This is a genomic window from Streptomyces sp. NPDC005878, assembly GCF_040629815.1.
In the GTDB taxonomy this organism is placed as follows: domain Bacteria; phylum Actinomycetota; class Actinomycetes; order Streptomycetales; family Streptomycetaceae; genus Streptomyces.
In genome coordinates this window covers 250909-276046 of record NZ_JBEXWK010000001.1, presented here as the reverse complement: position 1 = coordinate 276046, position 25138 = coordinate 250909, and the positions used below count along the sequence as shown (strand labels likewise).

The window sequence follows — 25138 nt, the reverse complement described above, 5'->3', positions numbered from 1 at the left end:
TCGGCCGTACTCCATCCGTCACCCGGAGCGGACCGCGACGGGCTGGCCCGCGCGGGTGGCCGGGTTCAGTCCACGCCGTCCCCGAGGGATTCGAGGAGTTCGCGCAGGGTGTCGGCGAGGGCGTCGCGCCGCTCCGGAGCGAGCGCGGTGAGCAGCCGCTCCTCGGTGGCGAGGTGGTCGGGCAGCGCCCGGTCGATCAGCGCGCGGCCCTCGGGGGTGAGGGCGACCTGGACGACCCTGCCGTCCGTGGGACTGGGGGAGCGGGTCACCAGACCACGCTCCTCCAGCTTGTCGAGGCGCTGGGAGACGGCACCCGAGGTGACCATCGCGGAGCGCATCAGCTCGGCGGGCGTGAGCAGATGGGGCGGCGCGCTGCGGCGCAGGGTCGCGAGCACGTCGAAGGAGGCGGGGTCGAGACCGTGCTCGGCGAAGGTGCGGCGCAGTTCGGTCTCGATGAGCCGGGCGAGGCGTTTGAGCCGTCCGATCACCGCCATCGGCGACACGTCGAGGTCGGGGCGGCGCTCGCCCCACTGCGCGAGCAGCAGGTCCACATGGTCGGTCACGGATCCACCCTAGCCAATCTCTTAGCGATGAGATACTTTTCTCTTAGCGCTAAGAGAAGTTCTCGCGGCGACCGGACCACCCAGAAGGAGCGGACACTCATGCGCATCACCGTCTTCGGAGCAGCGGGCAACGTCGGCAGCCGCGTCGTGGCCGAGGCCGTCGCCCGGGGGCACGAGGTCACCGCCGTCGTGCGCGACCGGGCCCGTTTCCCCGAACTCCACCCGGCGGCCCACGCCCGTACCGGTGACGCGACCGACGTCGAGGACATAGCCGGGCTGAGCGCCGGCCAGGACCTGGTCATCAGCGCCACCCGGCCCGCCCCCGGCAGCGAGGGCGACCTCGTCACCGTGACCAAGGCGCTGCTGGCCGGGCTCGCCGGAACCGGTGTGCGGGTGCTGGTCGTCGGCGGCGCCGGCACCCTGACCCTGCCGGGCAGGGGCGGCGCCACCGTCGTCGACGACCCGGACTTCCCCGCCGACTGGCGGCCCATCGCGGACGCCTGCGCCGAGCAGCTCGCCGTCTGCCGCGCGGAGACCGAGGTCGACTGGGCCTACCTCAGCCCCGCCGCCCTCCTGGAGCCGGGCGAGCGCACCGGCACCTACCGCCTGGGAGCGGACGAACTCGTCGTGGACGGGAACGGCGAGTCCGCCATCTCCATGGAGGACCTCGCGGTGGCGCTCCTCGACGAGGCCGAGGAGCCCCGCCACCACCGCACCCGGTTCACCGTGGCGTACTGAACCGCGCGCTCAGTGCCCGAGCAGCACCCGCAACTCGGGCTGGAGCAGCTCCCCGTGGGCCTGTACGAGGTCGTCGCACAGATCCCAGATCCGCTCCACCGTCAGCGTGGCCGCGGTCGCCGCGTCGGTCATCGCGGCGTGCCGCACATGCCGGGGCTCGCCCTCGGTGGCGGCCCGGACCACCAGATCGGTGACGCTCGCGTACGTACGGTTCAGCGCGGCGCACTGCGGCGGGAGCGGGCCGACATGGGTGGGCTGCACCCCCGAGGCGTCGACCAGGCACGGCACCTCGACCACGCAGTCGGCGGGCAGATTGGGGATCAGGGAGCTGTTGGGGACGTTGCCGTAGATCGTGCGGGGCGTGCCGGTGACGATGCTGTGGACGATCTGGGGGGCGTACTCCATGGTGCCCTCGACCGGCAGCGGGCGGCCCGCCGCCAGGGCGTTGCGGGTGCGCTCGTAGCTGACGGTGTTGTCCTCGATGATGTCGAGGTACGCGCCGATCGGCAGCCGCAGCCGCTCCACCTCGCTGTCGTGGTGCAGATACCACGGCACGTACTCGGAGGAGTGCTCGCTGGTCTCGGTGGGGTAGTGGCCGAGTCTGCGGTACATGTCGACGCGGACCCGGCGCAGCAGTTCGCGGTCCTTGTCGATGGCGGCGTCCAGGAGCGGGTGCAGATCGCGGCCGTCGCGCTCGAAGCGCAGCACCCACGCCTGGTGGTTCATCCCGGCGGCCAGGTACGACACCTCGGAGAAGTCCACTCCGACCAGCTCGGACAGGTCGTGCATCGTCCAGTACACCGAGTGGCACAGGCCCACGGCCTTCAGCCGGGGGGCGATCCGGTGCAGATAGAGCAGGTTCATCGCCATCGGGTTGGTGTAGTTCAACAGCCAGGCGTCCGGGCACAGTTCGGCCATGTCCTCGGCGATCCCCCGCAGCACCGGGAAGGTGCGCAGCGCCCGGAAGATACCGCCGATCCCCAGCGTGTCCCCGATCGTCTGGCGCAGTCCGTACCGCGCGGGGACGGCGAAGTCGGTACGGGTCGCCGCGTTCATGCCGACCTGGACGGTGTTGATCACGAAGTGCGCGCCGTCGAGCGCGCCGCGCCGGTCGGGGTGCGCGGTGACGACGGGCGCGACCTCCAGCGCCCCCGCGATGTGCCGGGCCGCCGCCTCGGCGGTCGCCAGCCGCTCCGGATCGATGTCGTGCAGCGCGATCCGCAGCCGGCCGAACTCGGGGAAGGCGAACAGGTCGGCGAGCAGCCCCTGGGTGAACACCACGCTGCCCGCGCCCATGAAGGCGATCTTCACTTCGGCCGGTCCGGCCATCTCGATGACTCCTCTCGTCTCGGTCATGCGTGAACTCCCGTACCTTCCCCGGCTCCCGGGCCCGGGACGTGGGCGACGGCCTCGTCCCAGGTGGGCTGGGCCGCGGTGCCGCCGCGGCCCCGCGTGGACAGCGACCCGCAGGCCGCGGCGACGGCCAGCGCGTCCGCGAGGCCGAGCCCGCGCAGCACCGCGGCGACGAATCCGGCGTCGAAGGTGTCCCCGGCTCCCACGGTGTCGAGCGGCTCGACGGGCAGCGCGGGCACGGCCGTCACCCGCGTCCCGTCGTGCGCCAGCGCGCCCCGGGCGCCGTTCTTGACCACGACGAGCGGCCCGCGCCGGGCGAGCGCGGCCGCCGCCTCGGCCACCCCCCGGGCGACCCCGGTCAGGGCGCGCGCCTCGGCCGCGTTCGGCAGCACCTGGTCCGTCACCTTCAGGACCGGGTCGAGGAGCTCCGGGTCCCAGCGGCCGGAGGGGTCGTCGTTGGTGTCGAGCGAGGTGGTCGCGCCGAGCTCGCGCGCCCGCCCGAACAGCCCGGCCAGCGCCCCCGCGAGCCTCGGCATCAGGAAGAACGAGGCCGCGTGGACGTGCCGGGCCGCGGCGAGCAGCGCCTCGGGGACGTCCCCGGGCCCGGTCGCGGCCAGACAGCCGGGCGCGGTGAGGATCGCCCGGTCGGCGCCCCGGGTGAGGACGGCGGTGAGCGGGGTGGCTTGATCGGGGTCGGTCGTCAGGGCCGAGGTGTCGACTCCGCGTGCGCCCAGGGCCGTACGGACGAAGGCGCCCGCCGGGTCGTCGCCGACGCGGCCCGCGAACGCCACGCGCAGCCCGAGCCGGGCCGCCCCGCACGCCATGATCGCGGCCGAGCCGCCGAGGACGAGGTCGGCCCGCTCGACCAGCTGTTCGCGCTGGCCGTAGGCGAGGTCGCGCGGTACGGGCCCGAGGACCACGTCCGGGTTGGCGTCCCCCACGACGAGCAGGTCGAAGGGGCGAGAAGAGGGCGGGGGTGCCGGTGGCAGCGGTGGTGACGGCATGGCGAAGGGCTTTCTGGTGCGGGGGAGTGGAGTCTCGGGGAGCCCCGCCGGGCGGGGACCCCGGCCCGTGTCGGCGGCGGGCGGAAGGGCGAAGAGGGCGGGGCCCGCCTCAGCCCTTCAGTCCGCTCGACGTCAGCGACTGGATGAAGGTCCGCTGGGCGAACAGGAAGGCGAGCAGCACCGGGAGCACCGTGATCACATTGCCCGCCATCACCGCCGCCCACTGCGTGTGGTGCTGCCCCTGGAAGGTGGTCAGCCCCAGTTGGAGGGTGTACTGGGTGTCGTGGTTGATGGCGATCAGCGGCCAGGACAGGTCGTTCCAGGTGGCGAGGAAGGTCAGGACCGCGACCGTGGCGAGGGCGGGACGGGCCAGCGGCAGCACGATCGAGAAGAGCACCCGCAGCCGTGAGCACCCGTCGATCCAGGCGGCCTCCTCCAATTCCCGGGGCAGCGTGAGGAAGAACTGCCGGAAGAGGAACACCGCGAAGGGGGTGACCAGCGACGGCACGATCAGCGCGCCCAGCGTGTCGATCAGCCCCAGCCACTTCATCACCAGGAACGTGGGGATCATCGTCAGCTGGAACGGGATCACCATCGTCGCCAGCATCAGCGCGAGCAGCGCCCGCGAACCACGGAACCGCATCCGGGCGAAGGCGTAGCCGCCGAGCGAGCCGAGCACCAGGTTCGAGCCGACGGCGACGGCCGAGACGATGCAGGAGTTGGCGAACCAGCGCGGGAACATCGCGTTGCCCAGCACATAGCGGTACCCGCCGAAGTCGATCCCGCGCGGCCACAGCGCCGGGGGGAAGCGGTTGATCTCGGCGTTGGTCATCACCGAGCTGAGCACCAGCCACACCAGCGGCAGCGCGAAGACGAGCGACAGCGGCGCCAGCAGCAGGTGCCAGGGACTGAAGGGCAGCCGTCGCCGCCGGGCGGCGCGCGCCGTCGGCGCCGCCGCGGGCGCCGCGCCCTCGCCGACCATGGTGGAGGCCGTCATCGGGCCGCTCCTTCCGCGCGCAGGGGCCTGGCCGCGCCGCCGGTGGTGCGCTCGCGGTGGCGCCGGTAGAGCGTCACCGCCGTGCCCGCGAGCAGCAGGGCGACGGCCAGGACGTACGCGGCGGCGGCGCCGTAGCCCGCGGTGAACGTGCGGAACGCCTGCTGCCAGACGAAGTACACGATGACCGTGGTCGACTCCAGCGGCCCGCCCTTGGTCGTCACGTACACCAGGTCGAAGACCTGGAGCGAGGTGATCAGCTGCCACAGCACCAGGAACGCGGTGACCGGGGCGAGCGTCGGCAGCGTCACGTACCGCAGCACCTGCGCCCGGTTCGCCCCGTCCAGGCGGGCCGACTCGATGAGTTCGGCGGGGACGTCCTGGAGCGCGGCGAGGAAGACGACGACGCAGAAGCCGGTCCCGCTCCACAGCGAGATCGCCAGCAGCACGAACAGCGACTGGCCCGGGTCGGTGAGGAACCCCTGCGGGGAGACGCCCAGCTTGTGCAGGATCGAGTTGGCCGCGCCGAACTGCGGGTCGAAGATGAAGGAGAACAGCACGCCCTGGGCCGCGGCCGAGATGACGAACGGCAGGAAGACGAGCGTGCGGTAGACGCCGACGAAGCGGATCCGCCGGTTGAGGGCCAGAGCCAGCGCGAGCCCCCCGGCCAGGCTGAGCGGCACATAGACCGCCGCGTACGTCAGGGTGTTCTCCACCGCCTTGCGGAAGCCCGGGTCCTTCGACAGGGCCCGGTAGTTGTCCAGGCCGACCCAGCGGCCGGGCGTGACCAGGTCGTCGGCGCGGAACGACAGCAGCAGCGACCAGACGACCGGCACGACACTCAGCCCCAGGATCACCAGGACCGACGGGGTGATGAACGCCCAGGCGGTGGCCGTCTCGCCGCGCGCCCGCCGGCGCCGGGCGCGGCGCCGCTCGGCGGGCTCGGGTCCGGCGGGCCCCGGGCCGGCCGGGGCCAGGGTGAGCGGGCGGGGCGCGCCCGTACGGGATCCTCGGTCCACGACGACCCTCCTCATCGGGGAATCAGCAGGGCGGCGTCGGCCTTGTCGGCGCACCGGCGCACCGCCTTGGCGGGGGAGGCGCGGCCGAGCAGCACGGACACCACGGCCTCGCCGGTGGCCTGGGAGATCTGCGGATAGGCGGGGTGGATGGGCCGCACCCGGGCGGTCTCCAGAGCCTTGGTGAAGACCGGGAGGCCGACGGTGTCGGCGGAGTGCCGCTGCCAGGCGCTCTCCCGCTCGGTCCGTCTGCTCAGCGGCAGACTGCCGCCCCCTATGTCCCACCGCACGTCCTGCGCCGGAGAGATGAGCCAGCGGACGAACTCCACCGCCGCCCTCGAACGCGCGCCGCCGTTGTCGAAGACGGTCCAGGTGTCGGGCCCGGAGATGGTCAGCGGCCGGCCGCTGTAGGTGGGCATGGGCACCACCTCGTACGGCAGCTTGGATTCCACGATGTTGGGCAGCTGCCACGGCCCGGTGATCACCATGCCCATCCGGCCGGAGACGAAGACCTGGTACATCTGCTCGCTGCCGGGTTTGGGGTCGATGTAGATGCTCTTGTCGGCGACCAGGTGGGCCACCGTCTCCAGGGCCTGCCGCCCGGCCCGCGCGAAGCCGATGCTCTTGCCGTCCGGGGCGATCACGTCACCGCCGAGGTCCCAGATCATCGGCCACAGCCGCCACACGGTGTCCTCGTCGCCCGCGCCCGGCCAGGCGGTGCCGAAGACGCCGTGCCGGGCGTCGGTGAGCTTCCTGGCGGTCGCCACGAACTCCGGCCAGGTCCAGCCCGCCTTCGGCAGCGGGATACCGGCCCGCCGAAAGAGCGTGGTGTTGCAGGCGACGGCGAGCGAGTCGAGCAGCGAGGGCGCGGCCCGTACCTTGCCGTGCAAGGTGACGGCCTCCCTGACGGAGGGCCAGAAGTCGGCCCACGGCGGTGAGCCGTCGTGCAGCGCGCCGGTCAGGTCGACGACCTTGGGGCTGCGGGCGATGCTCGCGAGGTCCGAGCCGAAGATGTACGCGATGTCGGGGTAGGCGCCGGCCGCGAGCGCCGCCGTCACCTTCTGGAGCATGGCGTCGGCCACCACGCCGCCGCCGCTCGCGTTCACCCGGATGCGGGACTGCGAGCGGTTGAAGTCGGCGGCGAGCGCCTCGATGGCCTTGCTGCCGATCTCGTTCTGGCCGTGCCACATCTCGATGGTGACCCGGCCGTCGGGGCCGACGCCGTCGGAGGTGGTCGCGGCGCAGGCGTCGAGCAGAGGAAGAGCCGCGGCCCCGGCGACGACGCCCGCCCCGGTGCGCAGCACCCGGCGGCGCGGGAGGCCCGGGACGGGGTGGGGCTTGCTGGTGCGGTCCTGACCGGCGGGCATGGTCGTCCATCCCTTAGCGGGTGCGCCCCGCCTCGGACGCGGGACACACGTCCTGGCGACTCGGGCCGGACTCCGGATCGGGTCGGGATCCGCTACCGGCTGGGCGCACCTCTCGAAGCGACGGGCCGCACTGAGGCCCGGCACTGGCTGGATGAAAGCGCCTCGGGGAGCACGCGTCAAGTACCCGAGAGGGCCCGCCGTCCGCGTGCCGCGGGGCACCACGCGCCCCCGTGTGGCGCAACAGCGCGCTTTCGGCCGGGGCGGGTCCGCTTTCGGCCCACCCGCCGGTACGGGAGGGCCAACGGGCCGGGAACACAGGAGGGGTGGGGGGTCCGTGGCGTCGTCGCGTGCCGGGTCAGGGAGCGGTGAACACCAGTTCCGACCAGCGCACCCCGGGGCGCCCGTGCAGATCGGCCCGCCCGCCCCGGTGGACGAGCCGCAGCCCGGCCGCCCCGGCGAGCGCCGGCGTCTCGGCCTCGGGCACGTCGAACATACGCCGCCCGGGCGGCACCGGACCGCTGCGCACGGTCATCGCCAGGGTGCCGCCGGGGGCGAGCAGCGCGGCGACGCTCCGCATGCCCCGGGCGCGCTCGGCTGCGTCCAGGTGCATCCACACGGCGGTGAGCAGGACCAGGTCGAACCGCTCGCCCCGCCCGGTCAGCACCGGCAGCCCGGGCAGCGCGTCGTCCAGCCAGGTCAGGGCGGTGTCCGCGTGCAACCGCGCCCCGTGGCGGCGCAGTTGGGCGGTGGGCTCGACGGCGGTGACGGTGTGGCCGAGGCGCGCCAGCGCCGCCGCGTCCCGTCCGGTCCCGGCGCCCAGGTCCAGCACCCGTCCGGGCGGCGCCGGGTAGAGGTGCAGCAGCCCGCCGTGGACCTCCTCGAAGGTGACGCTCTCGTACTGCTCGGCCAGCGCGTCGGCGTCCTCGCCGTAGCCCTGGGTCCCGGCGACGCTGTCGTTCATACGGTCAGGCTAAACGATCAGTCGGGACGCGGGCGGGGCCATGACCCGTGACGTCATCGACCAACGGCCCGCGCCCTGCGCACCATTGGTCCCACAGACACCGCCCGCTCCAGGGTGGTGAACGAGGGGGAAGGACCCAGCGTCATGCCGTACTTCGAGACCACCACCGACGGCACCCGTCTCCACTACGTCGACTACGGCCCCCGCGAAGGGCGTCCCGTCGTCTTCGTCAACAGCTCCTACTTCGGTACCGAGATGTGGGAGTTCCAGATGCTCCCGCTGGCCGCCGAGGGCTTCCGGTGCGTCGGGCTCGACCGGCGCGGGCACGGGCGCTCCGACGACGTCTGGGACGGCTTCGACCTCGACACCCTCGCCGGGGACCTCGGCGCGCTCCTCGACCACCTCGACCTCACCGGCATCACCCTGGTGGGCCACTCGCTCGGCACTGCCGAAGTCGTCCGCCACCTCACCCTGAGCGGCGGCGGCCGGGTGGCGCGGATCGCCCTGGTGGCCGGGATGGTGCCCGGTCCGGTCCGCTCGGCCGATCACCCCGAGGGCGTCGACCCGGCGCTCGTCGCCGCCGGGAACGAGGTGTTCCGCAAGGACCGGCCGGGCTTCTTCGCCCGGGGCGCGGCCCCGTTCTTCGCCCTGGACCGGCCCGGCAACGACCTCTCGCCCGCCATGGTCCGGTACTGGGAGGACCGCTGCGCCGGCGCCACGGCCCGCGCCGCCAACGCCCTCGGCGACCTCGTGGCGACCCTGAACCTCGCCCCCGAACTGGCCGGGATCGACGTACCGGCGCTCGTCGTCCACGGCACCCACGACGCCTCCGCCCCGATCCACCTGACCGGCGAGCGGGCCGCGCGTCTGATCCCCGACAGCACCTTCCACGTGTACGAGGACGCCGGCCACGGCCTGTTCGTCACCCACGCCGACCGGCTCACCGCCGACCTGCGGGAGTTCGCGGGCCGCTGACGGCCGCGCCGGGGCGCCCCGGGCTCAGCCGCGGCGGATGCCGAGGGCCGTCCGGATCTCCCGGAAGAGCCGCTTGTCCAGGCCGTTCACGCTCATCCGGTTCTTCGTCAGGGCGAAGGAGAACCGGTGGGCGGGGTCGCCGGAGGCGGCGCTGCCGCCCGAGCCGTTGGTGCCGAAACCGCCGTCGGGGGAGCGCACCACGGAGCCCGCGCCGCCGAGCATGAACCCGTAGCCCTTCAGGAGCGGGAAGCCCAGCGAGCGGTCCTCGCCCGAGGTCCTCGGCGTCGTCGCCTCGTCGAGGGTGGCCTGCGACACCAGCCGTACGCCGTCGAGTCCGCCGCCGACCAGTGCCGCGTACATCCGGGCGGCGGCCCGGGCGGTCATCGTCCCGTTGGCCGGGAGCGCGGTCCGGCGGTAGTCGGCGCGGTTGGCGAGCGCGGCCACCGGCAGCACCGGCCGGGGCGCGAAGACCAGGAACGGCGAGTCGGGCGGCATCCGGTCCAGATACTCCGACCAGCCGCCGTCGTAGCAGCGGGCCACCCGGTGCTCCAGGCGCTCAGGGACCGAGAACAGGAGCGAGTCCGCGACCCCCAGCGGCCGGCCAGCTCCTCCCGCAGCAGATCGTCGCAGGTGCGGCCGGTGGCCCGGCGCAGGGTCTCGGCGAGCAGCACGCCGTAGGTCCAGCCGTGGTAGCCGCTCGCCGTGCCCGGCTCCCACAGGGGCGCCTGTGCCGCCAGCCACTCCCCGATCGCCGGGACGTCGAACAACTCCTCGGGGGTCACCCCGGGCGGCAGGTGCGGCAGCCCCGCCGAGTGCGAGAGGACCTGGCCGAGGGTGATCCTCTCCTTGCCCCGGGCGGCGAACTCGGGCCAGTGCGCGGCGACCGGGGTGTCGTAGGCGAGCGCGCCCCGGTCCACCAGGACCGCCACGAGCGCCGCCGCGACCCCCTTCCCCGTGGACCAGGCGGGTACCAGCGTCTCCGCCTCCATCGGCCTGGCGCCCTCCACGTCGGCCACTCCCGCCCAGGCGTCGACGACGAGTTCACCGTCGAGGCAGGCCGCCACCTGGACGCCCGTCTCCTCGCCGGAGGCGGTCACCTCGGCCAGGATCTCCTCGGCCCGCGTCTGGGCGGCGTTGCGCGGTCGTGCCCCGGTCATTCCCTGCTCCCCCCCCTCGCGCCGGTGGCCGCCCGCCGCGCGGCGCGACGGACGGCCACCCTGTTCGTGCCGCCAGGCTAACCGGTCACATCCGGGCGAACTCGGAGGCCGTGACCACCTGGAACGGCAGCCACGTCGACGTGGCCGTCCCCGGGAGGCTGTTCTGCGTCCGCAGCGCGGTCAGCTCCTCCTCGGACAGGGCCTTGCGGGTGATCCGGAACTCGTCCAGGGCCCCGGTCAGCGCATTGGTCCCGTCGGGCTTGGCACCCAGCCGGAAGCCGTCCACGGCGTAGGTGTCCCCGGCGGTCACCGAGCCCGCCGGGACCGCGGCGCTGCCGAGCGTCTGCCCGTCGACGATCAGCAGGAGCCGGCCGTCGGCCCGCTCCAGGGCCACGTGGTGCCAGGCGCCGTCGCCGAAGCCGGCCGCCGCCGAGCCGTCCACCGCGGCCACCACCGTGGTCGCCGTGTCCGTCTCGAACGCGGCGTACAGCCGGTCCTGCGCGGGCTGGGCCCGCAGCCAGAGCTGCCGCTCCGAGGCGCCCGTCCCGTACGCCCACACCAGCACCTGGTCCGCACCGGCGCCGGTGGCCGTGTACTTGATCCAGGTGCTGATCGTGAAGTCGGCCGAGCCGAGCGCGGTGGCCGCGCCGTACGGCAGGTCGACGGCGTCGTCGGAGCCGTCGAGGGCGAGCGCGGTGCCGAACCGTCCCGGCGTGGTGGCCGCGCCGCCGCGCACCAGGCCGTGGCCGCAGTGGACCGTGGAGTCCGGGGTCGCCGGGCCCGCGGCGGGCCGCACCACGTCCCTGGCGCCGGTGTACTGGTTCTCGAACGACCACCACAGCGCGGGCAGATCGCCCGGGTAGGAGCCGGACGAGCCCGCGGTGGAGCCCGCGACCGCCGCGGTCTCCGCCGAGGTGAGCGCCCGGTGGTAGACGCGGAACTCGTCCACGTCACCGGCGAACACGTTCGTGCCGTCCAGCTTCGAGCCGACCCGCACCCCCTGCTGCCCGTTGCCCTGCGCGGGCGTGAGCGAGCCGGTGAGGCCGGTGGCGGTGGCCGGGGTCCGCGCGTCCACGCCGAGCGTGACCCGGTCGGCCGACCGCGTCAGCGTCAGCAGATGCCAGGCGCCGTCCCCGAAGGACCGTGCCGAGGTGGGGTCCGGGAGCGCGAGGGCCACCGAGCCCGCGTCCGACTGCACCCAGGCGTAGAGCCGGTCCTGGGAGGGCTGGGCGCGCACCCACAGCTGCGGACTGCCGCTGCCCGTGCCGTACGCCCACACCAGCGCCTGGTCGGGGCTGGTGGAGCCCGCCGCGTACCGGAACCAGAGGGAGTACGTGAAGTCGCCCGCGCCGACGTCGAGCGTCGGTGAGAACCCGGTCTCGGTGCCCGGGTGGGCGCTGTCGACCGTCGCCGCCAGCGAGCCGATCCGCCCGGCCGGCAGGGCGGGCACGCCCCCGAGCAGGGTGCCGGGGGCGCAGTGGCCGGAGACGTCGTCCTCGATCGTGACGCGGCGCCGGTCCGGGACGACCGCCGTGTCGATCACCTGGAAGGGCAGCCGCGCGCCCATCGAACGGGTGGCGGCGTCGGTGTCCAGCTCTGCCGCGTTGGCACGTACCTGGATGAGCTGACTGTCCGTCAGCGCCGTGCGGTAGAGCCGGAACTCGTCGACGGAGCCGCCGAAGGCGTCGCTCGCGCCCGTGTCGGACTTGGCGCCGATCCGGATCCCCTCGACGCCGGTGCCCGGCGCGTCGGTGACCGCGCCGGCCACCCCCGTCGCCGTGCCGGTGACCGTCCCGTCGACGGTGAGCCGGATCTGCGCGCCCGAGCGGATCAGCGCCGCGTGGTGCCACTGGTCGTCGCCGAAGGCCGCCCCCGGCGAGGGGTCGGTGAGGGTGAGCCAGGCGCCGCCGTCCGCGCCCTGCACCCAGGCGTAGAGCCGGTCGTCGGCGGGCTGGGCGCGCAGCCACACCTGCGGCTTGGCGCTGCCCTGCCCGTACGCCCAGAACAGCGCCTGCTGCCTGCTCGCGGCCGTCGCCGCGTACTTGAACCACAGCGTGTACGTGAAGTCGCCCGAGCCCGGGTCGAGGGTTCTGCCGTAGGGCACGTCGGCGTAGTCACCGGTGCCGTCCAGGACCAGGCCCTGCCCGAACCGTCCGCTTCCCAGGGCCGCGTCGCCCTGGAGGTAGGCGTCGTTGGCGTCCGGCCCCGCGTCCGGGCTGGTGCGGCCGGCCGTGGGGCTCTTCTGCGGGGAGGCCTTGCCGGTGAAGGTGCCGGGTATGCCGAGCGCGCCGGGCGTGGTCACGTTGAAGCGGATCTCGTCGGCGGAGTTGGCCGGGCCGCCCTCGTAGAGGAGTCCGAGCTCACCCGTGTCGAGTTCGGCCAGGTCGGAGTAGGAGGCCCGGTCGTTGCTGATCAGGCCGTTGGAGGCGGCCGTCCAGGTGGTGCCCTGGTCGGTGGAGTAGCGGATCTTCATCAGCTTGCGGTCGGAGGCGTCCGAGGGCGCGGAGAAGACCAGGGTGTCGCCGGGCGTGCGCTGGTAGGTCCGGCGCAGCGTGAGCGCCGAGCCCTGGACCTCCGGGGTGATCAGACCGGGGACGACGGCCGAGGCGGGGACGGTGGTGCCGCCGTCGGTGCTGACCGCGCGGGTGCGGTGGTCGGTGCTGCCGCCGATCTCGTTGCGGGCGGCCAGATACACGCTGCCGCCGGGCAGTTCGGTCACGGAGACCTCGCCGGGCTCGACCTTGTCGGCCACATAGGAGTTGGCGGTGGCGCTCGCCTGCCAGGTGGCGCCGTGGTCGTCGCTGTAGAGGACGCCGGCGTAGCGGGTGGTGGCGTCGGGGTTCTGGTGGGCGCCGACCACCAGCCGTCCGGCGTGCGCGCCCGCGGTGAGCTGGACGCCGTGCGAGGGGCCGGTGGCGAACCAGCCGGTGTTGGCGCCGCTGAACGTCGGCAGCGCCCGGGGCGCGTCCCAGCTCACTCCGTCGTCGTCGCTCCGCTGCACCCAGGGCAGCCGGCGGCCGGTCGGGGTCTGCTCGTTGGAGGTGGACAGGAGGAGGACGGAACCGGTCTCGCGGTCCACCACGGGCGCCGGATTGCCCCGGGTGAAGGGCGCGGTGCCGTCGGTGGGGCTGCCCTCCAGGACCACGTGGGCCGGGCCCCAGGTGCGGCCGTCGTTGGTGGAGCGGCGCATCACCAGGTCGATGTCGCCGCGGTCGGCGCAGGTGGGCGACTTGCGCCCCTCCGCGAACGCGAGCAGGCTGCCCGCCTTCGTCTTCACCAGGGCCGGGATGCGGTAGCAGCCGTAACCGCCCACGCCGGAGCGGAACAGCACCTGCTCGGCGCCGACGAGGGCGCGCGAGGACACCAGCGGCCCGCTCGCGTACGAGGCGGGCGCGGCGAACAGGACGCCGACGGCCGTGAGGGCGAGGGCGACCAGGCCCGCGACGGCCCGGGCGGCCGACGGGCCGCACCGCGCGGCACGTGCGCCGGGTGGTGCGGGTGGGTTGTACGGGGTGAACGACATGAGGATCATGGTGATGAGCATCCGGTACCGGTTTCGACCAACGGACGGGGGCCAGTTGGTGAACGACCCGTGAAGACGGGTGCGCCCCGGCGCGGTGGCTCAGCCGCGCGCCGCGGTCATCAGCGCGGCCGCCGCCTCGCGGGCCCGGAGCGCGGGCTCACCGGTACGGAAGATGCCCGCGGTGACCATCGCGCCCTCGGCGAGCAGCGCCAGGTGGTCGGCGAGGTGCTCGGGCAGCCCCGCGTCCGCGACGAGCGAGCCCAGATAGGCGCGGAACGCGCTCTTGTGGGCCCGCGCCCGCGCCGCGACCCCGGCCGAGGTCGCGCCGAGTTCGCCGTACGCGTTGATCCACGCGCAACCGCGGAATCCGGGCTCACCGAACCAGTGGTGCAGATGGTCGAAGACCGCCAGGACGCGCTCCTCGGGCCGCGCACACCGCTCGACGTCCCGCGCCAGACGGCTCCGCCACTCCGTGTCCCGGCGCTCCAGATACGCCTCCACCAGCTGTTCCTTGGCGGGGAAGAGGGCGTAGAGGCGCTTGAGCGAGACGCCCGAGGCGGTGCGGATCTCGTCCATGCCGACGCTCTGGACCCCCCGCTCGTAGAACAGCGTCCCGGCGGCTTCGAGCACCCGCTCCTGTGCGACCGCGCTGTCCATGCCCCACCCCTCCTTGTCCTGAGAACGTCCGTTCTCTAGGGTAGCCGCAGGACCGGAGAACGATCGTTCTCCCCGTGCCGTCCCGCCCCGTGCCGTCCCGCTTGGCCGCCCGCCCCCCTTCGACCGGAGGATCCGCCATGACCGCCCGCCCGCCCCTGCCCCCCTTCGACGCCCACACCGCCCGGCAGAAGGTCCAGGCCGCCGAGGACGCCTGGAACACCCGGGACCCCGAGAAGGTCTCGCTCGCCTACACGGAGGACTCCCGCTGGCGCAATCGGGACACCTTCGTCACCGGGCGCGCGGAGATCGTCGAGCTGCTCACCGCCAAGTGGGCCCGCGAACGCGACTACGCGCTGCGCAAGGAGCTGTGGGCGTTCGACGGCAACCGCATCGCGGTGCGCTTCCAGTACGAGAGCCGGGACGCGGCGGGGCAGTGGTGGCGCAGCTACGGCAACGAGCTCTGGGAGTTCGACGGGAACGGTCTCATGGCCCGGCGCGAGGCGAGCATCAATGATGTTCCGATCGGCGAATCGGAACGTCGGATCTTCGGAACACGCCCCGATTCCGAGCGGGGAGTTCCTTTTCCGCTCCGCTGAACAGGCGAATTTTGGAGGGATCGCCCCTGCGCTCTCGTTCTTCCAGACGGCACCTGTCCGTCAGTGATCCGAGACCCAAGAGGGATGGAAGTACCTATGAAGCTCACCAAGCGGGCCGGCCTCGCGGCCATGATGACGTGCATGGCCACGGCGGCGGCGGTCACCCCCGCCGCGGCCGGAGTGTCCGCTCCCGTCGGGGTACCGCTGGAAAGCCTGGAGACGGCGCTGCCGCTCGAAGCCCCCACGGTGAGCACGGCCGTCCCGATCCCCGTGCCGGGCTCCCCCGGCGGGCCGCGCCATGTCGTCGGCTCCCTGATGCCCTCGCCCGTGCTGCCCGCGCTGCCGGTCACCTCGGAGGTGCCGCCGACCCTGGTCAAGGTGCCGCTGGCCGACCCGCTCACCGAGGACAAGATCGGCTCGGCGACCGTCACCACGCCGTCCTCGCCGCTGCGCGCGGAGAGCCCGGGGGCGATCCTGGACGCGCCCCTCACCCCGCCGCAGGCGGAGTTCTTCGGGCTGCCCGAGCTGAGCGAGCCGCAGGCCGGGCTCCTCGCGCCCACGCTCCAGGGCTCGCCCGCCGCCAACCTCGGCCTCGTGTAGGGCGTCCGGCGGGGATCCGCGGCGCGCGGGTGCCCCCGGCCACGGGTCCCAGGAACCGCTAGCGCATCAGGTGTCCGGCTGTCAAGACCACTAGAAATACGCGGACTCGGGCTCGTAGCGTGCTGAGCAGCCCCCACTGCTGCACGAAGGAGCTCTTCCGTGGACCACTCGCGCCTTGTCGAGGTCACCGAATACGTCAACCGCAATGCCCCTCACCTCGCATTCGAGAAGTCGTCATTCAGCGACCTGGACTACTCCAAGGATTGCGTCGGATTCGCCGTGGACGGTGACCGGATCGCCGTGACGCATACGAAGGACACCGAAGCGCCCGTGCTCCGGTACACCCGGTCCGAGATCGCCGCCATGGTTCGCGCGGCGAAAGCGGGGCAACTGGACAAGTTCTGCTGAGCCCCGCCGCTTCCCCCCGCCGCCCGCGGCCGCCGACGACGCGGCCGCGGGCGGTCGGCTGTCGCGATCACGACACGTCGGCTGAACGCACTGTTCCGGCCGAATCGGCGGTCCGGCGGCGGGGATTGTGAAGCCTTCATCACACAGGGCCCGGCGGCCCCCGGAACCCGTGCCCCCGCTGGTGGCCGGGGCGGGAGCCGGGGAAGCGGAACCGGGAACGGGGGGATCGAGCGGCGCGGTACGGGGTAAGCGATCCCTGCGGGCATGCGAATTTGCGTCACCGTCCGCACAGTTTCCACAACCCGGGGCGAATTTGTTCGCGAAGTCGGTCACTATCACGGCCGTTGAGTACGTCATAGATGCGTATACCGAGCAACGCCCGGCGACCGGCCGCCGGGGACTGTCCCGACGAGGGGGGGCGACATGGAAGAGATCTGCGTTCCGTTGTATGTCGAACTACTGCACGAGGGTGATGCCATGACCCCCGTGGAGGCCTTGATGGCTTACGATCCCGCCGACCCGCTCGCCGTTTCGGTGGAATTCGTCTGCGGCAATGGCCTGCACACGACCTGGACCATGGGCCGCGACCTCGTGGCGGAGGGACTGATCTCCCGCTGCCCGGTCGGCCTCGGTGACGTCCGGGTCTGGCAGTACGGCGACAGCGGACTGCGGATCCGGCTGCACTCGGACGAGGGCAGCGCCGACCTCCTCGCCGAGATCGAGGACGTCGCCGAATTCCTCTCCCGTACCTACCAACTCGTCCCCGAGGGCAGCGAGCTGGACGGCTTCGACGTGGACGAGGTCATCCGGCTGCTGCTCGCCACCACGCCCATGCAGGGGCGCTGCTGGTGCGGCCGCGAGTACCCCTGCCTGGACCACGGGGCCGAATGAGCCGGACGCGCCGCGCGGGCCCGGTCCTCAGCCGCGCCGCGAGGCACCGAACCGCGCCAGCCGGTCCGCGGTCGCACTCCCCGGCGCGGGGGTGAAGAGCACCAGGCGGTGATCGCCCTCCGGGGCGAGCAGCACCTGGCAGAACAGGTCGAACGGGCCGAGCCGCGGGTGGAGGACGCGGACCCGGTCGCGTCTGCGGACGGCGACCTCGTGCAGCTCCCACAGCTCGGTGAACTCGGCGCTCACGCTGTGCAGCCGGGAGATCAGCCGCGCCGACTCCGCGTCGCCGAAGCGGCGTGCGGCGGCGGCGCGCAGATCCGCCACATGGAGATGGCTGTAGTAGCTGTGCTCCTCCCTGGGGTACGGAAGGCGGGCGGACGGCTCGGTGAACCAGCGCCACACGACGTTGCGGCCGTGCTCGGTGACCGTGCACACCTCGCCCAGGAGCTCCCGCGCCATCGGGTTCTGGACGAGTACGTCACCGAGGTCGCTGAGGACCACCGCCGGGGTGCTCCCGAGCTGGTCGAGCAGATGCAGCAGACCGGGGCTCACCTCGCCGTCCGCGGAGTGCGCGGCGGGCGGGCGGTGTCCGGCGAGCAGGAACAGATGGTCGCGCTCGTCGTCGTTCAGCCGCAGGGCGCGGGCCAGCGAGGCGAGCAGCTGCGGCGAGGGCTGCGGCCCCCGTGCCTGCTCCAGACGGATGTAGTAGTCGGCGGACATCCCGGCGAGCTGCGCGACCTCCTCGCGCCGCAGCCCCGGGGTGCGCCGGCGCGGCCCCGCGGGCAGCCCGGCGTCCCGCGGCGTGACCCGGTCACGGCAGCGGCGCAGGAAATCGGCGAGCTGGCGGCGGTCGGTCGTCATGATCAACATCATGGCGGACGCCGTCCACCGGAACCAGGGACCGTCGGTACCACGCTCCGCTGGACCCGCGCTCGATCCCGTGGCGCGGCGTCACCCCCGGCCCGGTACCGCTGTGTTCCGCCCGGGGACGCGGCCCGCGAGGCGGGCGTAAGGCAACCGACAGAGCCGCGGCCACAGTGGGGGCATGGAGTCTGCGACGGGGGACCACGAGCCGGCCGGACGGCTGCTCGTGGAGATCGTGGAAGCGGTGCCGGCCCGCACGGGGGTCGGGCCGGGCACCGGCGGTGCGTGGCGGCTGCGCGAGGGGGACTTCTGGTGCCATGTCTCACCGCCGGGCGACGCCGGGCGGTCACAGGGCTGGAAGCTGCACGTCGCCGCGACACCGCTGGCCGCGCCCCTGGTCCTGGCGCGGGCCGCCGAGGTGCTGGTGCGCCACGGATGCCGGTTCAAGTTCGCCGGGACCACGGTCGCGCGGGCGACCTCGTCGCGCACCGCCACGACCGGGGCGGCGGGGGCAAGTTCCTCACCGTCTACCCCGAGCGGGACGACGCCGGGCTGCGGGAGCTGGCCGCCGCACTGCACCGGGCCACCCTGGGACTGCCCGGCCCCGCGATCCTCTCCGACCGGCCCTGCTTCCCCGGCAGCCTGGTCCACTACCGGTACGGCGTGTTCGGCGGGGTGCCCGCGCTCGGCGACGACGGGATCCGCCGCGCCATGCTGGTCGCCCCCGACGGCCGGCTGGTGCCCGACCGGCGCCGGGCCTGGTTCGCGCCGCCCGCGTGGGCCCCGCGCGACCCCTTCACCCGGCGCGAGCCCGCAGCGCCGGACCGGACCGCGCCGGTCGAGGTGCTGCTCGACGGCCGCTTCCTCGTCCACGCGGTGATCCGGCACGCCTTCGGCGGCGGTGTCTTCCGGGGCGTCGACGAGTCCACCGGCGCCCCCGTGATCATCAAGCAGGCGCGCCCGCACACCGCCGCCACCCTGACCGGCCGGGACGCACGCGACCTGCGGCCCCACGAGGCGGCCATGCTGGAGGCGTTCGCCGGGAGCGGCTTCACCCCCGCCCCGGTCGCCCTCTTCGTCCAGCAGGGGGACCTCTTCCTCGTCCAGGAGGCCGTCGACGGGGTGACGCTGCGCCAGTGGGTGCGGCAGCACCTGGAGTTCACCGGCGACGAGCGGTGGGGCGTACCGGCCGCCGCGGCCCGGCCCGCGCCGCCTACCAGGAGGCGGTGGTGCGGGGCGAGCAGTGCGGCGACCGCCAGGTCCTCGCGGCGGCGCTCACCGGGCTCGCCCTGGCGCGCGGCGCCGCGGAGCCGCGCGCCGCGGCCCGGCTGGCACGGCGCGCGGCCGGACAGTGCCCCGGCCGCACCCGGATCCGGGCCCTGGCCGCGACCGGCTGGGTGGCGGAGGCCCGGGCCGTCCACGCGGAGCTGCTCGCCCGGCTCGCCACCGCGGCGGCCGAGCGCGGCGGCCACCACGCCGAGGTCCACTTCCGGCTGCGCCTGCTGGCGCGCGACCCGTACGACGAGGAGGCCCATCTCGCCCTGATCGCCCTGCTCGCCGGGGCGGGCCGGCACGGCGAGGCCCGGCGCCGCCATCTGCTGTACGTGGAGCGGATGGAGGAGATCGACGTCGAGCCGTCCCCGTTCCCGCGCCCGGACCGGGGCGCCCGGAGCCTCGCCCGCCCGGCCCACCGCGAGCGGGACCGCTCCGGCCGGGCTCCGGCGGGCGGCCGGTGGGCGGCGGCCGGAACCGGCCGACGGTGACCGGGCGATGGGCGGCCCCCCGTAGGCTGCGGTCATCATGAGTCTTCTAGCCATCAGCGATCTGCATGTCGGCCATGCGGAGAACCGCGCGATCCTCGACGCGCTGCGTCCGGACTCGCCCGAGGACTGGCTCGTCGTCGCCGGGGACGTGGGGGAGAAGGCCGACGAGGTGCTCCGGGCGATGGAGCTCCTCGCGGGACGCTTCTCCACCGTCGTCTGGGCGCCCGGCAACCACGAGCTGTGGACCCCGCCGGCCGACCCGGTGGGGCTGCGCGGCGAGGCCCGCTACGCCTATCTCGTCCAGCGGCTGCGGGACCTGGGGGTGGCGACCCCGGAGGACCCCTACCGCCAGTGGCCGGGCCCGGACGGGCCGGTGGTCGTCGCGCCGCTCTTCGTGCTGTACGACTACACCTTCCGGCCCGAAGGCGCGCACACCAAGGAGGAGGCGCTCGCCGTCGCCCACGCGACCGGGGTGGTGTGCGTGGACGAGTACCTGCTGCATCCCGATCCCCATCCCAGCCGCGACGCGTGGTGCCGGGCCCGGCTCGCGTACACCCGCTCGCGCCTGGACGCCGTCGACCCGGCGCTGCCGACCGTGCTGGTCAACCACTTCCCGCTGGTGCGCGAGCCCACCCGGATCCTGCGCCATCCGGAGTTCGCGCAGTGGTGCGGCACCGAGGCCACCGCCGACTGGCACGTGCGCTACCGGGCCGCCGCCGTCGTCTACGGGCATCTGCACATCCCGCGCGCCATCGAGGTCGACGGGGTGCCGCACCTGGAGGTGTCGCTGGGCTATCCCCGGGAGTGGGGCAGCCGGTCGGCGCCGCCGCAGGGGTTGTGCCGGGTGCTGCCCGGGCCGTCCTCGGTGCGGCCGTGGTGAGCCGCGCGCTGCTGCACGGGCTGCTGCCGGCCCAGGTGGTCGTGGCGGAGCTGTTCGCCGACCCGTCGTCGGTCGACCTGTTCCCGCAGGAGGCGGAGCTGGTGGCGAAGGCGGTCGACAAGCGCAGACGGGAGTTCGCGACCGTGCGGCTGTGCGCGCGGACCGCGCTCGCCCGGCTGGGGCACCCGCCGGTCCCGATCCTGCCCGTGATGGAGGGCCCGGCCTGGGCGCAGCGCGCCCCGCGCTGGCCGGACGGCGTGGTGGGCAGCATGACGCACTGCGACGGCTACCGCGCCGCCGCCGTCGCCCCCGCCTCGGCCATCGCCTCGGTCGGGGTGGACGCCGAGCCCAACGCGCCGGTCCCCGACGGGGTACGGGAGATGGTCACCCGGCCCGAGGAGCGCCTGGTCCTGGACCGGCTCGCCGTGTCGCACCCGGCGGTGGCGTGGGACCGGCTGCTGTTCAGCGCCAAGGAGAGCGTCTTCAAGGCGTGGTTCCCGCTGACCGGCCGCTGGCTGGACTTCGAGGACTGCGTGATCACCCCCGACCCCGAACGCGGCACGTTCACCGGCGCGTTGCGGGTGCCCGGCCCGGTGGTGGACGGGGTCCGCCACGACGTGTTCCGGGGCCGGTGGCGCACGGTGGAGGGGGAGAGCGGCGAACTGGTGGCCACCGGTGTGGTCGTGGCGCGGGCGGGCGCGGGGGAGTGAGCGCGCGGGCGTGAGCGCCCCCACCCACGCTCCCGCCCACGTCCACGTCCACGTCCACGCGCCCGTCCCCGCGCCCGTCCCTCAGCGCGCGGTCGCCGCCGCGATGTGGTCGTGGACCTCCCGCACCACGACGGGCAGATGGGCGTCCAGGAAGAAGTGGCCGCCGGCGAGGACCCGCATCCGGAAGGACGCCGAGGTGTGCCGCTCCCACAGGGCCACGTCGGCGGGATCGACCACCGGGTCAGCGTCGCCGCACAGGGCCACCACCGGACAGCTGAGCGACCGGTCCGGCTCGGGGCGGTGCGTCTCCAGGACGCGGTAGTCGCCGCGCAGCGCGGGCAGCACCATCCGCAGCAGCGACTCGTCCGCGAGGAGCTGGGAGTCCGTGCCGGACAGCTCGCCGAGGTGGCGTATCAGCTCGTCGTCGTCCGCGAGATGCAGCCGACGGGTCACGGGTACGCGGGGAGCGGCCCGGCCGGACGCGAAGAGGCCCAGCGCCTGCATCCCCTTCTCCTCCAGCCGCAGCGCCACCTCGTAGGCGACGGAGGAGCCCATGCTGTGGCCGAAGAGGGTGAGTGGCCGGTCGGTCCACGGCATCAGCTCCTCGGTGACGCGGTCGACCAGCGTGCCCATGTCCTCGACCGGGCGCTCGGCCAGCCGGTCCTGCCGCCCCGGGTACTGGAGCGCCAGCACGTCCACCTCCGGTGCCAGCGCCCTGGAGGCGGCGAAGAAGGAGGTGGCCGAGCCGCCCGCGTGCGGGAAGAAGACGAGGCGGGTCGGGGCCTGCGGCGCCGGATGGAACCGCTTGATCCAGGGGCTCGTCGTCATCGCCCGGCCTCCACGCGGTGCTGGTGCACCCGCAGATGCGCGGTGGTCAGGTCGAGCAGCGGCGTGGGCACCGCCAGGGCGCGGGCCCGCGCGGTCAGGTCCCCGAAGACGTGCTCCACCTCGGTGGGGAAACCGGACACCAGGTCGCGGTACATGGAGGAGGCGAAGGCGGAGCCGGCCTGGGTGACCAGGGACGTGGTGAACTCCCGTTCGCTCTCGGGAACGGGGTATCCCGCCGCGGCCGCCACAGCGGCCCCCTCGGCGAGGACGGCCGGCCCGATCCCGGCGCCGCCCGGGACGGCCACGACGTCACCGACCTCGCCGCGCATCAGACAGGTCACCGTCGACAGGGTGGTGATGAAGACCCACTTGTGCCACATCGAGGCGAGGATGTCGGGCGACACGCTCGCGTCGATGCCCGCCCCGGCCAGCACGGCGCGGATCTCCTCGGTACGGGCACGGGCGGAAGTGCCGCCGTCCTGCTCCCCGAGGACGAGGACCGCCAGCGGCGCGAGGCGGACGATGTCGCCCTCGTCGTTCAGAGTGGTGATGACCTTGGCGACCCCGCCGAGCACCGCCTCCTTGCCGAAGCGGCCGTTGAGCACGTCGAGATGGCGGATGCCGTTGAGCAGCGGCACGATCGCGGTGCCCGGACCGACCGCCGGGGCGAGGTCCTCGACGGCCTGCTCCAGGGCGGTGGACTTCACCGACAGCAGGACCAGGTCGTACGGCCCCGTGATCTCGTCGGCGGTGACCAGACGCGGGGTGAGCACCTCGTCCTCGCCCGAGCCGGTCAGCCGCAGGCCCCGCTCGCGCAGCACCGCCGCGCGCCGTGGCCGCACCAGGAACGTGACGTCGCGTCCGGCGCGGGCGAGCAGGGCGCCGAAGTAGCCACCGGTGGCTCCGGCGCCGACGACCAGGATCTTCATATGCGTACACCTTTTTCGTCGTGGACATCGTCGTGGACATCGTCTTGGACTTCGTCGTACGAGAGGGAGGAGCGGTGTCAGGCGCGCAGGGGCTGGAGCAGCCGGTGGGGGCGGCTCAGAGCCACCGTCACCGGGTCGTCGTCCTCACCCGCCGGGCCCAGTCCGGGGCCGGGGGTGACGAGGATGTCCGCCGCCTCCACGGCCTGGTCGCAGCGGGTGCACCGCCCGTCGGCCGCGATCGGCGCCTCGTCGGCCGCGTGCCGGTAGACCCGGCGCGGGCCGCCCCGCGCGTAGTACTCGTCGCCCCAGCAGGTGAGCGCCCGCACCACCGGCCACAGCGCCACGCCCTTCGGCGTCAGCTCGTACGCCTCGCGGCGCCCGGCCGGGACCCTCGTCAGGACGCCCTCCTCGGTGAGGGTGGTGAGCCGGTCGGTCAGAACGGCGCGGGGGATCGCGAGATGCGCCGCGAACTCGCCGAAGCGGCGCACCCCGTAGAAGGCGTCCCGCACGATCAGCAGCGTCCAGCGCTCCCCGACGATCTCCAGGGAGCGCGCCAGGGAGCAGGACTGGCCGGTGTAGTCGCGCGGCAGCGTCATGGGCCGACCCTAACCCAGAATGGTTCGGTGAGTGAACCGAATCCTTGAAGCTCCTTCCGCCGGTGATTACCTTGGTGTGGACCCCCGTGCGCGGCGCGTGTCCGACCTGGTGCACGATCTGGGGGTACGTGGGGAGCTACGCGCCGAATGTCTTGACTGCCGGGCGTCGCAGCGTTGAGGGGTTGATCGACCAGTGTTCCGACTTGCCGACGGCCGTCGTGACGGGGTGGGGGGCGGCGACGCCGTCCGGGGAGCCGGCGCGGTGGACGCGCCGCCCGCGACGAGCGCCAGGAGACCCGGGCGGGGGGCCGAACTGTCCGCGCGGTGCGTCCGGTTCGTGGCGCGCACCCTGCGCGGCGAGTTCCAGGGCATCGTGGTCGACCCCGTACGGCAACTGGTCCACCGGGGTCTGCGCGGTCTCTTCCTCGGCGTGCTCGCCTGTGTGGCGGTGACCGTCTTCCACGCCATCCACCTGACCCACGCCGGCGCGGTGGTGGTCCGGCTGACCGGTGAGGTCAGGGCCGATCTGCCGCTGTGGCTGGCCCTGCTGCGCACCCCCGTCTCGCTCTTCGTCCCGGCCCTCGACCTGCCCGTCTGGGCGGGCCTGACCCAGCTCTTCCTCGGCTTCGCCCTCGCCGAGCTGGTGATCGGCCGCACCCGGACGCTGGTGATCGCGTACGTGACCACCCTGGCCGGGACGCTCAGCGCCCGCGTCATGATCGCGCTCGGCCCCGGCACCTGGGGCGGTCTGGGCCTGCCGCGCGAGGTCGGGCAGGTGCTGGACACCGGCCCGTCGGCGGCCGTGGTCGGTCTGTTCACCTATCTCTCCGTGGTCCGCCGCGCCCCGGTCGTCTTCGCCCTGACCGGCGGCTCGATGCTCTTCGAAGCGGTCGTGAAGCCCAATCTGGCCGGGCGTGAGCATCTGATCGCGGTGGGTACGGCCATCGTGCTCGGCCTGTTGCACGGCCGCGTGGATCTGGGGCCCGCCGCCCTGCGGCGCGGCTGGTCGCGGTGGCGCAACCGGCGCGCGGTGGCCGCCGCCGAGGCCCTGGCCTGAGCATCTCCACACAGAACGCTCATAAGTTCTGTAGATATTGAATAACGGTAAAACTTCGCATAAAGGACAGATAAGAGCACACTGGAACCGCGACCGGATGTCGCATCGGGGCCAAGACTTGCAGAGACCAGAAGGAGGCGAGTCACATGGCCGACGTCTCTCACCACCGACCAGGTGACCTTTCCGGGCACCCCGACGTACCGGAGATGCGGGACAGGTACGCGGCGATGCTGCAGACCCGAGGGGTCGCGGCGGTCGAGGAACTAGTGATCCTCGCCGGCATCTACGCGGCCATCTCCGGCTGGACCGTGCACTTCTCCAACTCCCTGCCGACGCTGGCCCTGACCAACCTGATCGTCGGCATCGCTCTCGCGGTCGTGGGCCTGTGCATGTCCATCGTCCCGGAGCGGTCGCAGGACCTGAACCTCGTGGTCCTGCTGATGGGCGCCTGGCTGATCGTCGCTCCCTGGGTGGTCGCCCGCCACCCCGGCACCGGCGCGGTCCTGAGCAACGTCATCACCGGTGGCGCGGTGTGCCTGTTCGCGCTGGTCGCGGGCGGCATGCTGATGAGCAAGAACAAGAGGGCCACCTGATCCGCGGCGGCTGCCCGCACAGCCGCCCTTCCGAGGGTCCCCGCCCGTGCCAGCCGCGGCCGGGGGCCCGCCCGCGTCCGGCGGGCCCGTCGGCTTTCCCCGTCTGCTGATCGTC

Annotated in this window: 25 protein-coding genes and 1 pseudogene; 11 read left to right on the top strand and 15 right to left on the bottom strand. The window is 73.7% G+C overall.

Features of this window, described 5'->3' with window-relative positions; genetic code table 11:
- Positions 1-65: 65 nt before the first annotated feature.
- A complete protein-coding gene (locus ABZ404_RS01350) occupies positions 66-563 on the bottom strand; it encodes a MarR family transcriptional regulator (RefSeq protein ID WP_358836677.1) in 498 nt (165 codons plus the stop codon).
- A gap of 99 nt (positions 564-662) precedes the next feature.
- On the opposite strand from ABZ404_RS01350, the gene ABZ404_RS01345 reads away from it, so the two are divergent.
- Positions 663-1301 carry an NAD(P)H-binding protein gene (locus ABZ404_RS01345; protein WP_358836678.1) on the top strand — a complete coding sequence of 213 codons (639 nt, stop codon included), beginning with the start codon at positions 663-665 and terminating at the stop codon, positions 1299-1301.
- Between the two features lie 9 nt (positions 1302-1310).
- Here the strand turns inward: ABZ404_RS01345 and ABZ404_RS01340 are convergent, their stop codons facing one another.
- From ABZ404_RS01340 to ABZ404_RS01315, 6 genes are all read right to left on the bottom strand, one after another.
- The gene (locus ABZ404_RS01340) at positions 1311-2657 is read right to left on the bottom strand and encodes an alpha-glucosidase/alpha-galactosidase (RefSeq protein ID WP_358836679.1); all 1347 of its coding nucleotides are present in this window, start codon (positions 2655-2657) and stop codon (positions 1311-1313) included.
- Entirely contained in the window at positions 2654-3658 is a 1005-nt protein-coding gene (locus ABZ404_RS01335; protein WP_358989986.1) for a carbohydrate kinase family protein, read from the bottom strand. Before ABZ404_RS01335 ends, ABZ404_RS01340 begins: the two co-directional genes overlap by 4 nt.
- A gap of 109 nt (positions 3659-3767) precedes the next feature.
- Entirely contained in the window at positions 3768-4655 is an 888-nt protein-coding gene (locus ABZ404_RS01330) for a carbohydrate ABC transporter permease (RefSeq protein WP_358837423.1), read from the bottom strand.
- Positions 4652-5629, bottom strand: coding sequence for a sugar ABC transporter permease (locus ABZ404_RS01325; RefSeq protein ID WP_358837425.1), 978 nt, complete (start codon positions 5627-5629; stop codon positions 4652-4654). The genes ABZ404_RS01330 and ABZ404_RS01325 overlap by 4 nt, the downstream gene beginning before the upstream one ends.
- Positions 5630-5682: 53 nt before the next feature.
- Positions 5683-7035: an ABC transporter substrate-binding protein gene (locus ABZ404_RS01320; RefSeq protein WP_358837424.1), complete on the bottom strand. Its 1353-nt coding sequence runs from the start codon at positions 7033-7035 to the stop codon at positions 5683-5685.
- Positions 7036-7390: 355 nt separating this feature from the next.
- Positions 7391-7996: a class I SAM-dependent methyltransferase gene (locus ABZ404_RS01315; protein WP_358989983.1), complete on the bottom strand. Its 606-nt coding sequence runs from the start codon at positions 7994-7996 to the stop codon at positions 7391-7393.
- Positions 7997-8140: 144 nt separating this feature from the next.
- On the opposite strand from ABZ404_RS01315, the gene ABZ404_RS01310 reads away from it, so the two are divergent.
- Positions 8141-8971, top strand: a complete 831-nt coding sequence (locus ABZ404_RS01310) for an alpha/beta hydrolase (RefSeq protein ID WP_358837152.1) — start codon at positions 8141-8143, stop codon at positions 8969-8971.
- Between the two features lie 24 nt (positions 8972-8995).
- On the opposite strand, the gene ABZ404_RS01305 is transcribed toward ABZ404_RS01310, so the two are convergent.
- From ABZ404_RS01305 to ABZ404_RS01290, 4 genes and pseudogenes are all read right to left on the bottom strand, one after another.
- On the bottom strand, positions 8996-9511 hold the full coding sequence (locus ABZ404_RS01305; protein WP_358837151.1) for a serine hydrolase: 516 nt from the start codon (positions 9509-9511) through the stop codon (positions 8996-8998).
- A 59-nt stretch (positions 9512-9570) separates the two neighbouring features.
- Positions 9571-10128: pseudogene (locus ABZ404_RS01300) on the bottom strand (serine hydrolase domain-containing protein); the annotation flags it as partial.
- Positions 10129-10213: 85 nt separating this feature from the next.
- A complete protein-coding gene (locus ABZ404_RS01295; protein ID WP_358989980.1) occupies positions 10214-13651 on the bottom strand; it encodes a sialidase family protein in 3438 nt (1145 codons plus the stop codon).
- A 99-nt stretch (positions 13652-13750) separates the two neighbouring features.
- Entirely contained in the window at positions 13751-14308 is a 558-nt protein-coding gene (locus tag ABZ404_RS01290; RefSeq protein WP_358834373.1) for a TetR/AcrR family transcriptional regulator, read from the bottom strand.
- A 137-nt stretch (positions 14309-14445) separates the two neighbouring features.
- Between ABZ404_RS01290 and ABZ404_RS01285 the strand changes: the two genes are divergently transcribed.
- The 4 genes from ABZ404_RS01285 to ABZ404_RS01270 all read left to right on the top strand — a co-directional run bounded on the left by ABZ404_RS01285 (position 14446) and on the right by ABZ404_RS01270 (position 16803).
- Positions 14446-14904, top strand: coding sequence for a nuclear transport factor 2 family protein (locus ABZ404_RS01285; RefSeq protein ID WP_358834372.1), 459 nt, complete (start codon positions 14446-14448; stop codon positions 14902-14904).
- Between the two features lie 96 nt (positions 14905-15000).
- Entirely contained in the window at positions 15001-15504 is a 504-nt protein-coding gene (locus ABZ404_RS01280; RefSeq protein ID WP_358834371.1) for a hypothetical protein, read from the top strand.
- A gap of 159 nt (positions 15505-15663) precedes the next feature.
- Entirely contained in the window at positions 15664-15912 is a 249-nt protein-coding gene (locus tag ABZ404_RS01275) for a DUF397 domain-containing protein (RefSeq protein WP_344070880.1), read from the top strand.
- A gap of 498 nt (positions 15913-16410) precedes the next feature.
- A complete protein-coding gene (locus ABZ404_RS01270) occupies positions 16411-16803 on the top strand; it encodes an SsgA family sporulation/cell division regulator (RefSeq protein WP_358834370.1) in 393 nt (130 codons plus the stop codon).
- 27 nt (positions 16804-16830) lie between these two features.
- On the opposite strand, the gene ABZ404_RS01265 is transcribed toward ABZ404_RS01270, so the two are convergent.
- Positions 16831-17673, bottom strand: a complete 843-nt coding sequence (locus ABZ404_RS01265; protein ID WP_358834376.1) for a helix-turn-helix transcriptional regulator — start codon at positions 17671-17673, stop codon at positions 16831-16833.
- Positions 17674-18102: 429 nt separating this feature from the next.
- Here ABZ404_RS01265 and ABZ404_RS01260 point away from each other — a divergent pair, with 429 nt between their 5' ends.
- The 3 genes from ABZ404_RS01260 (at position 18103) to ABZ404_RS01250 (ending at position 21020) form a co-directional block, all read left to right on the top strand.
- On the top strand, positions 18103-19212 hold the full coding sequence (locus ABZ404_RS01260) for a hypothetical protein (protein WP_358834369.1): 1110 nt from the start codon (positions 18103-18105) through the stop codon (positions 19210-19212).
- Positions 19213-19467: 255 nt separating this feature from the next.
- Entirely contained in the window at positions 19468-20310 is an 843-nt protein-coding gene (locus tag ABZ404_RS01255) for a metallophosphoesterase (protein WP_358834368.1), read from the top strand.
- A gap of 8 nt (positions 20311-20318) precedes the next feature.
- The gene (locus tag ABZ404_RS01250; protein WP_358834375.1) at positions 20319-21020 is read left to right on the top strand and encodes a 4'-phosphopantetheinyl transferase superfamily protein; all 702 of its coding nucleotides are present in this window, start codon (positions 20319-20321) and stop codon (positions 21018-21020) included.
- An 81-nt stretch (positions 21021-21101) separates the two neighbouring features.
- On the opposite strand, the gene ABZ404_RS01245 is transcribed toward ABZ404_RS01250, so the two are convergent.
- The 3 genes from ABZ404_RS01245 to ABZ404_RS01235 all read right to left on the bottom strand — a co-directional run bounded on the left by ABZ404_RS01245 (position 21102) and on the right by ABZ404_RS01235 (position 23373).
- Complete coding sequence (locus ABZ404_RS01245; RefSeq protein WP_358834367.1) at positions 21102-21848, bottom strand: alpha/beta fold hydrolase; 747 nt, start codon at positions 21846-21848, stop codon at positions 21102-21104.
- Positions 21845-22777: a ketopantoate reductase family protein gene (locus tag ABZ404_RS01240; RefSeq protein WP_358834366.1), complete on the bottom strand. Its 933-nt coding sequence runs from the start codon at positions 22775-22777 to the stop codon at positions 21845-21847. The genes ABZ404_RS01245 and ABZ404_RS01240 overlap by 4 nt, the downstream gene beginning before the upstream one ends.
- Before the next feature lie 77 nt (positions 22778-22854).
- The gene (locus ABZ404_RS01235; RefSeq protein ID WP_358834365.1) at positions 22855-23373 is read right to left on the bottom strand and encodes a helix-turn-helix domain-containing protein; all 519 of its coding nucleotides are present in this window, start codon (positions 23371-23373) and stop codon (positions 22855-22857) included.
- A gap of 313 nt (positions 23374-23686) precedes the next feature.
- On the opposite strand from ABZ404_RS01235, the gene ABZ404_RS01230 reads away from it, so the two are divergent.
- Positions 23687-24430, top strand: coding sequence for a hypothetical protein (locus ABZ404_RS01230; RefSeq protein WP_358834374.1), 744 nt, complete (start codon positions 23687-23689; stop codon positions 24428-24430).
- A 146-nt stretch (positions 24431-24576) separates the two neighbouring features.
- A complete protein-coding gene (locus ABZ404_RS01225; protein ID WP_358834364.1) occupies positions 24577-25023 on the top strand; it encodes an SPW repeat protein in 447 nt (148 codons plus the stop codon).
- Positions 25024-25138: the final 115 nt, after the last annotated feature.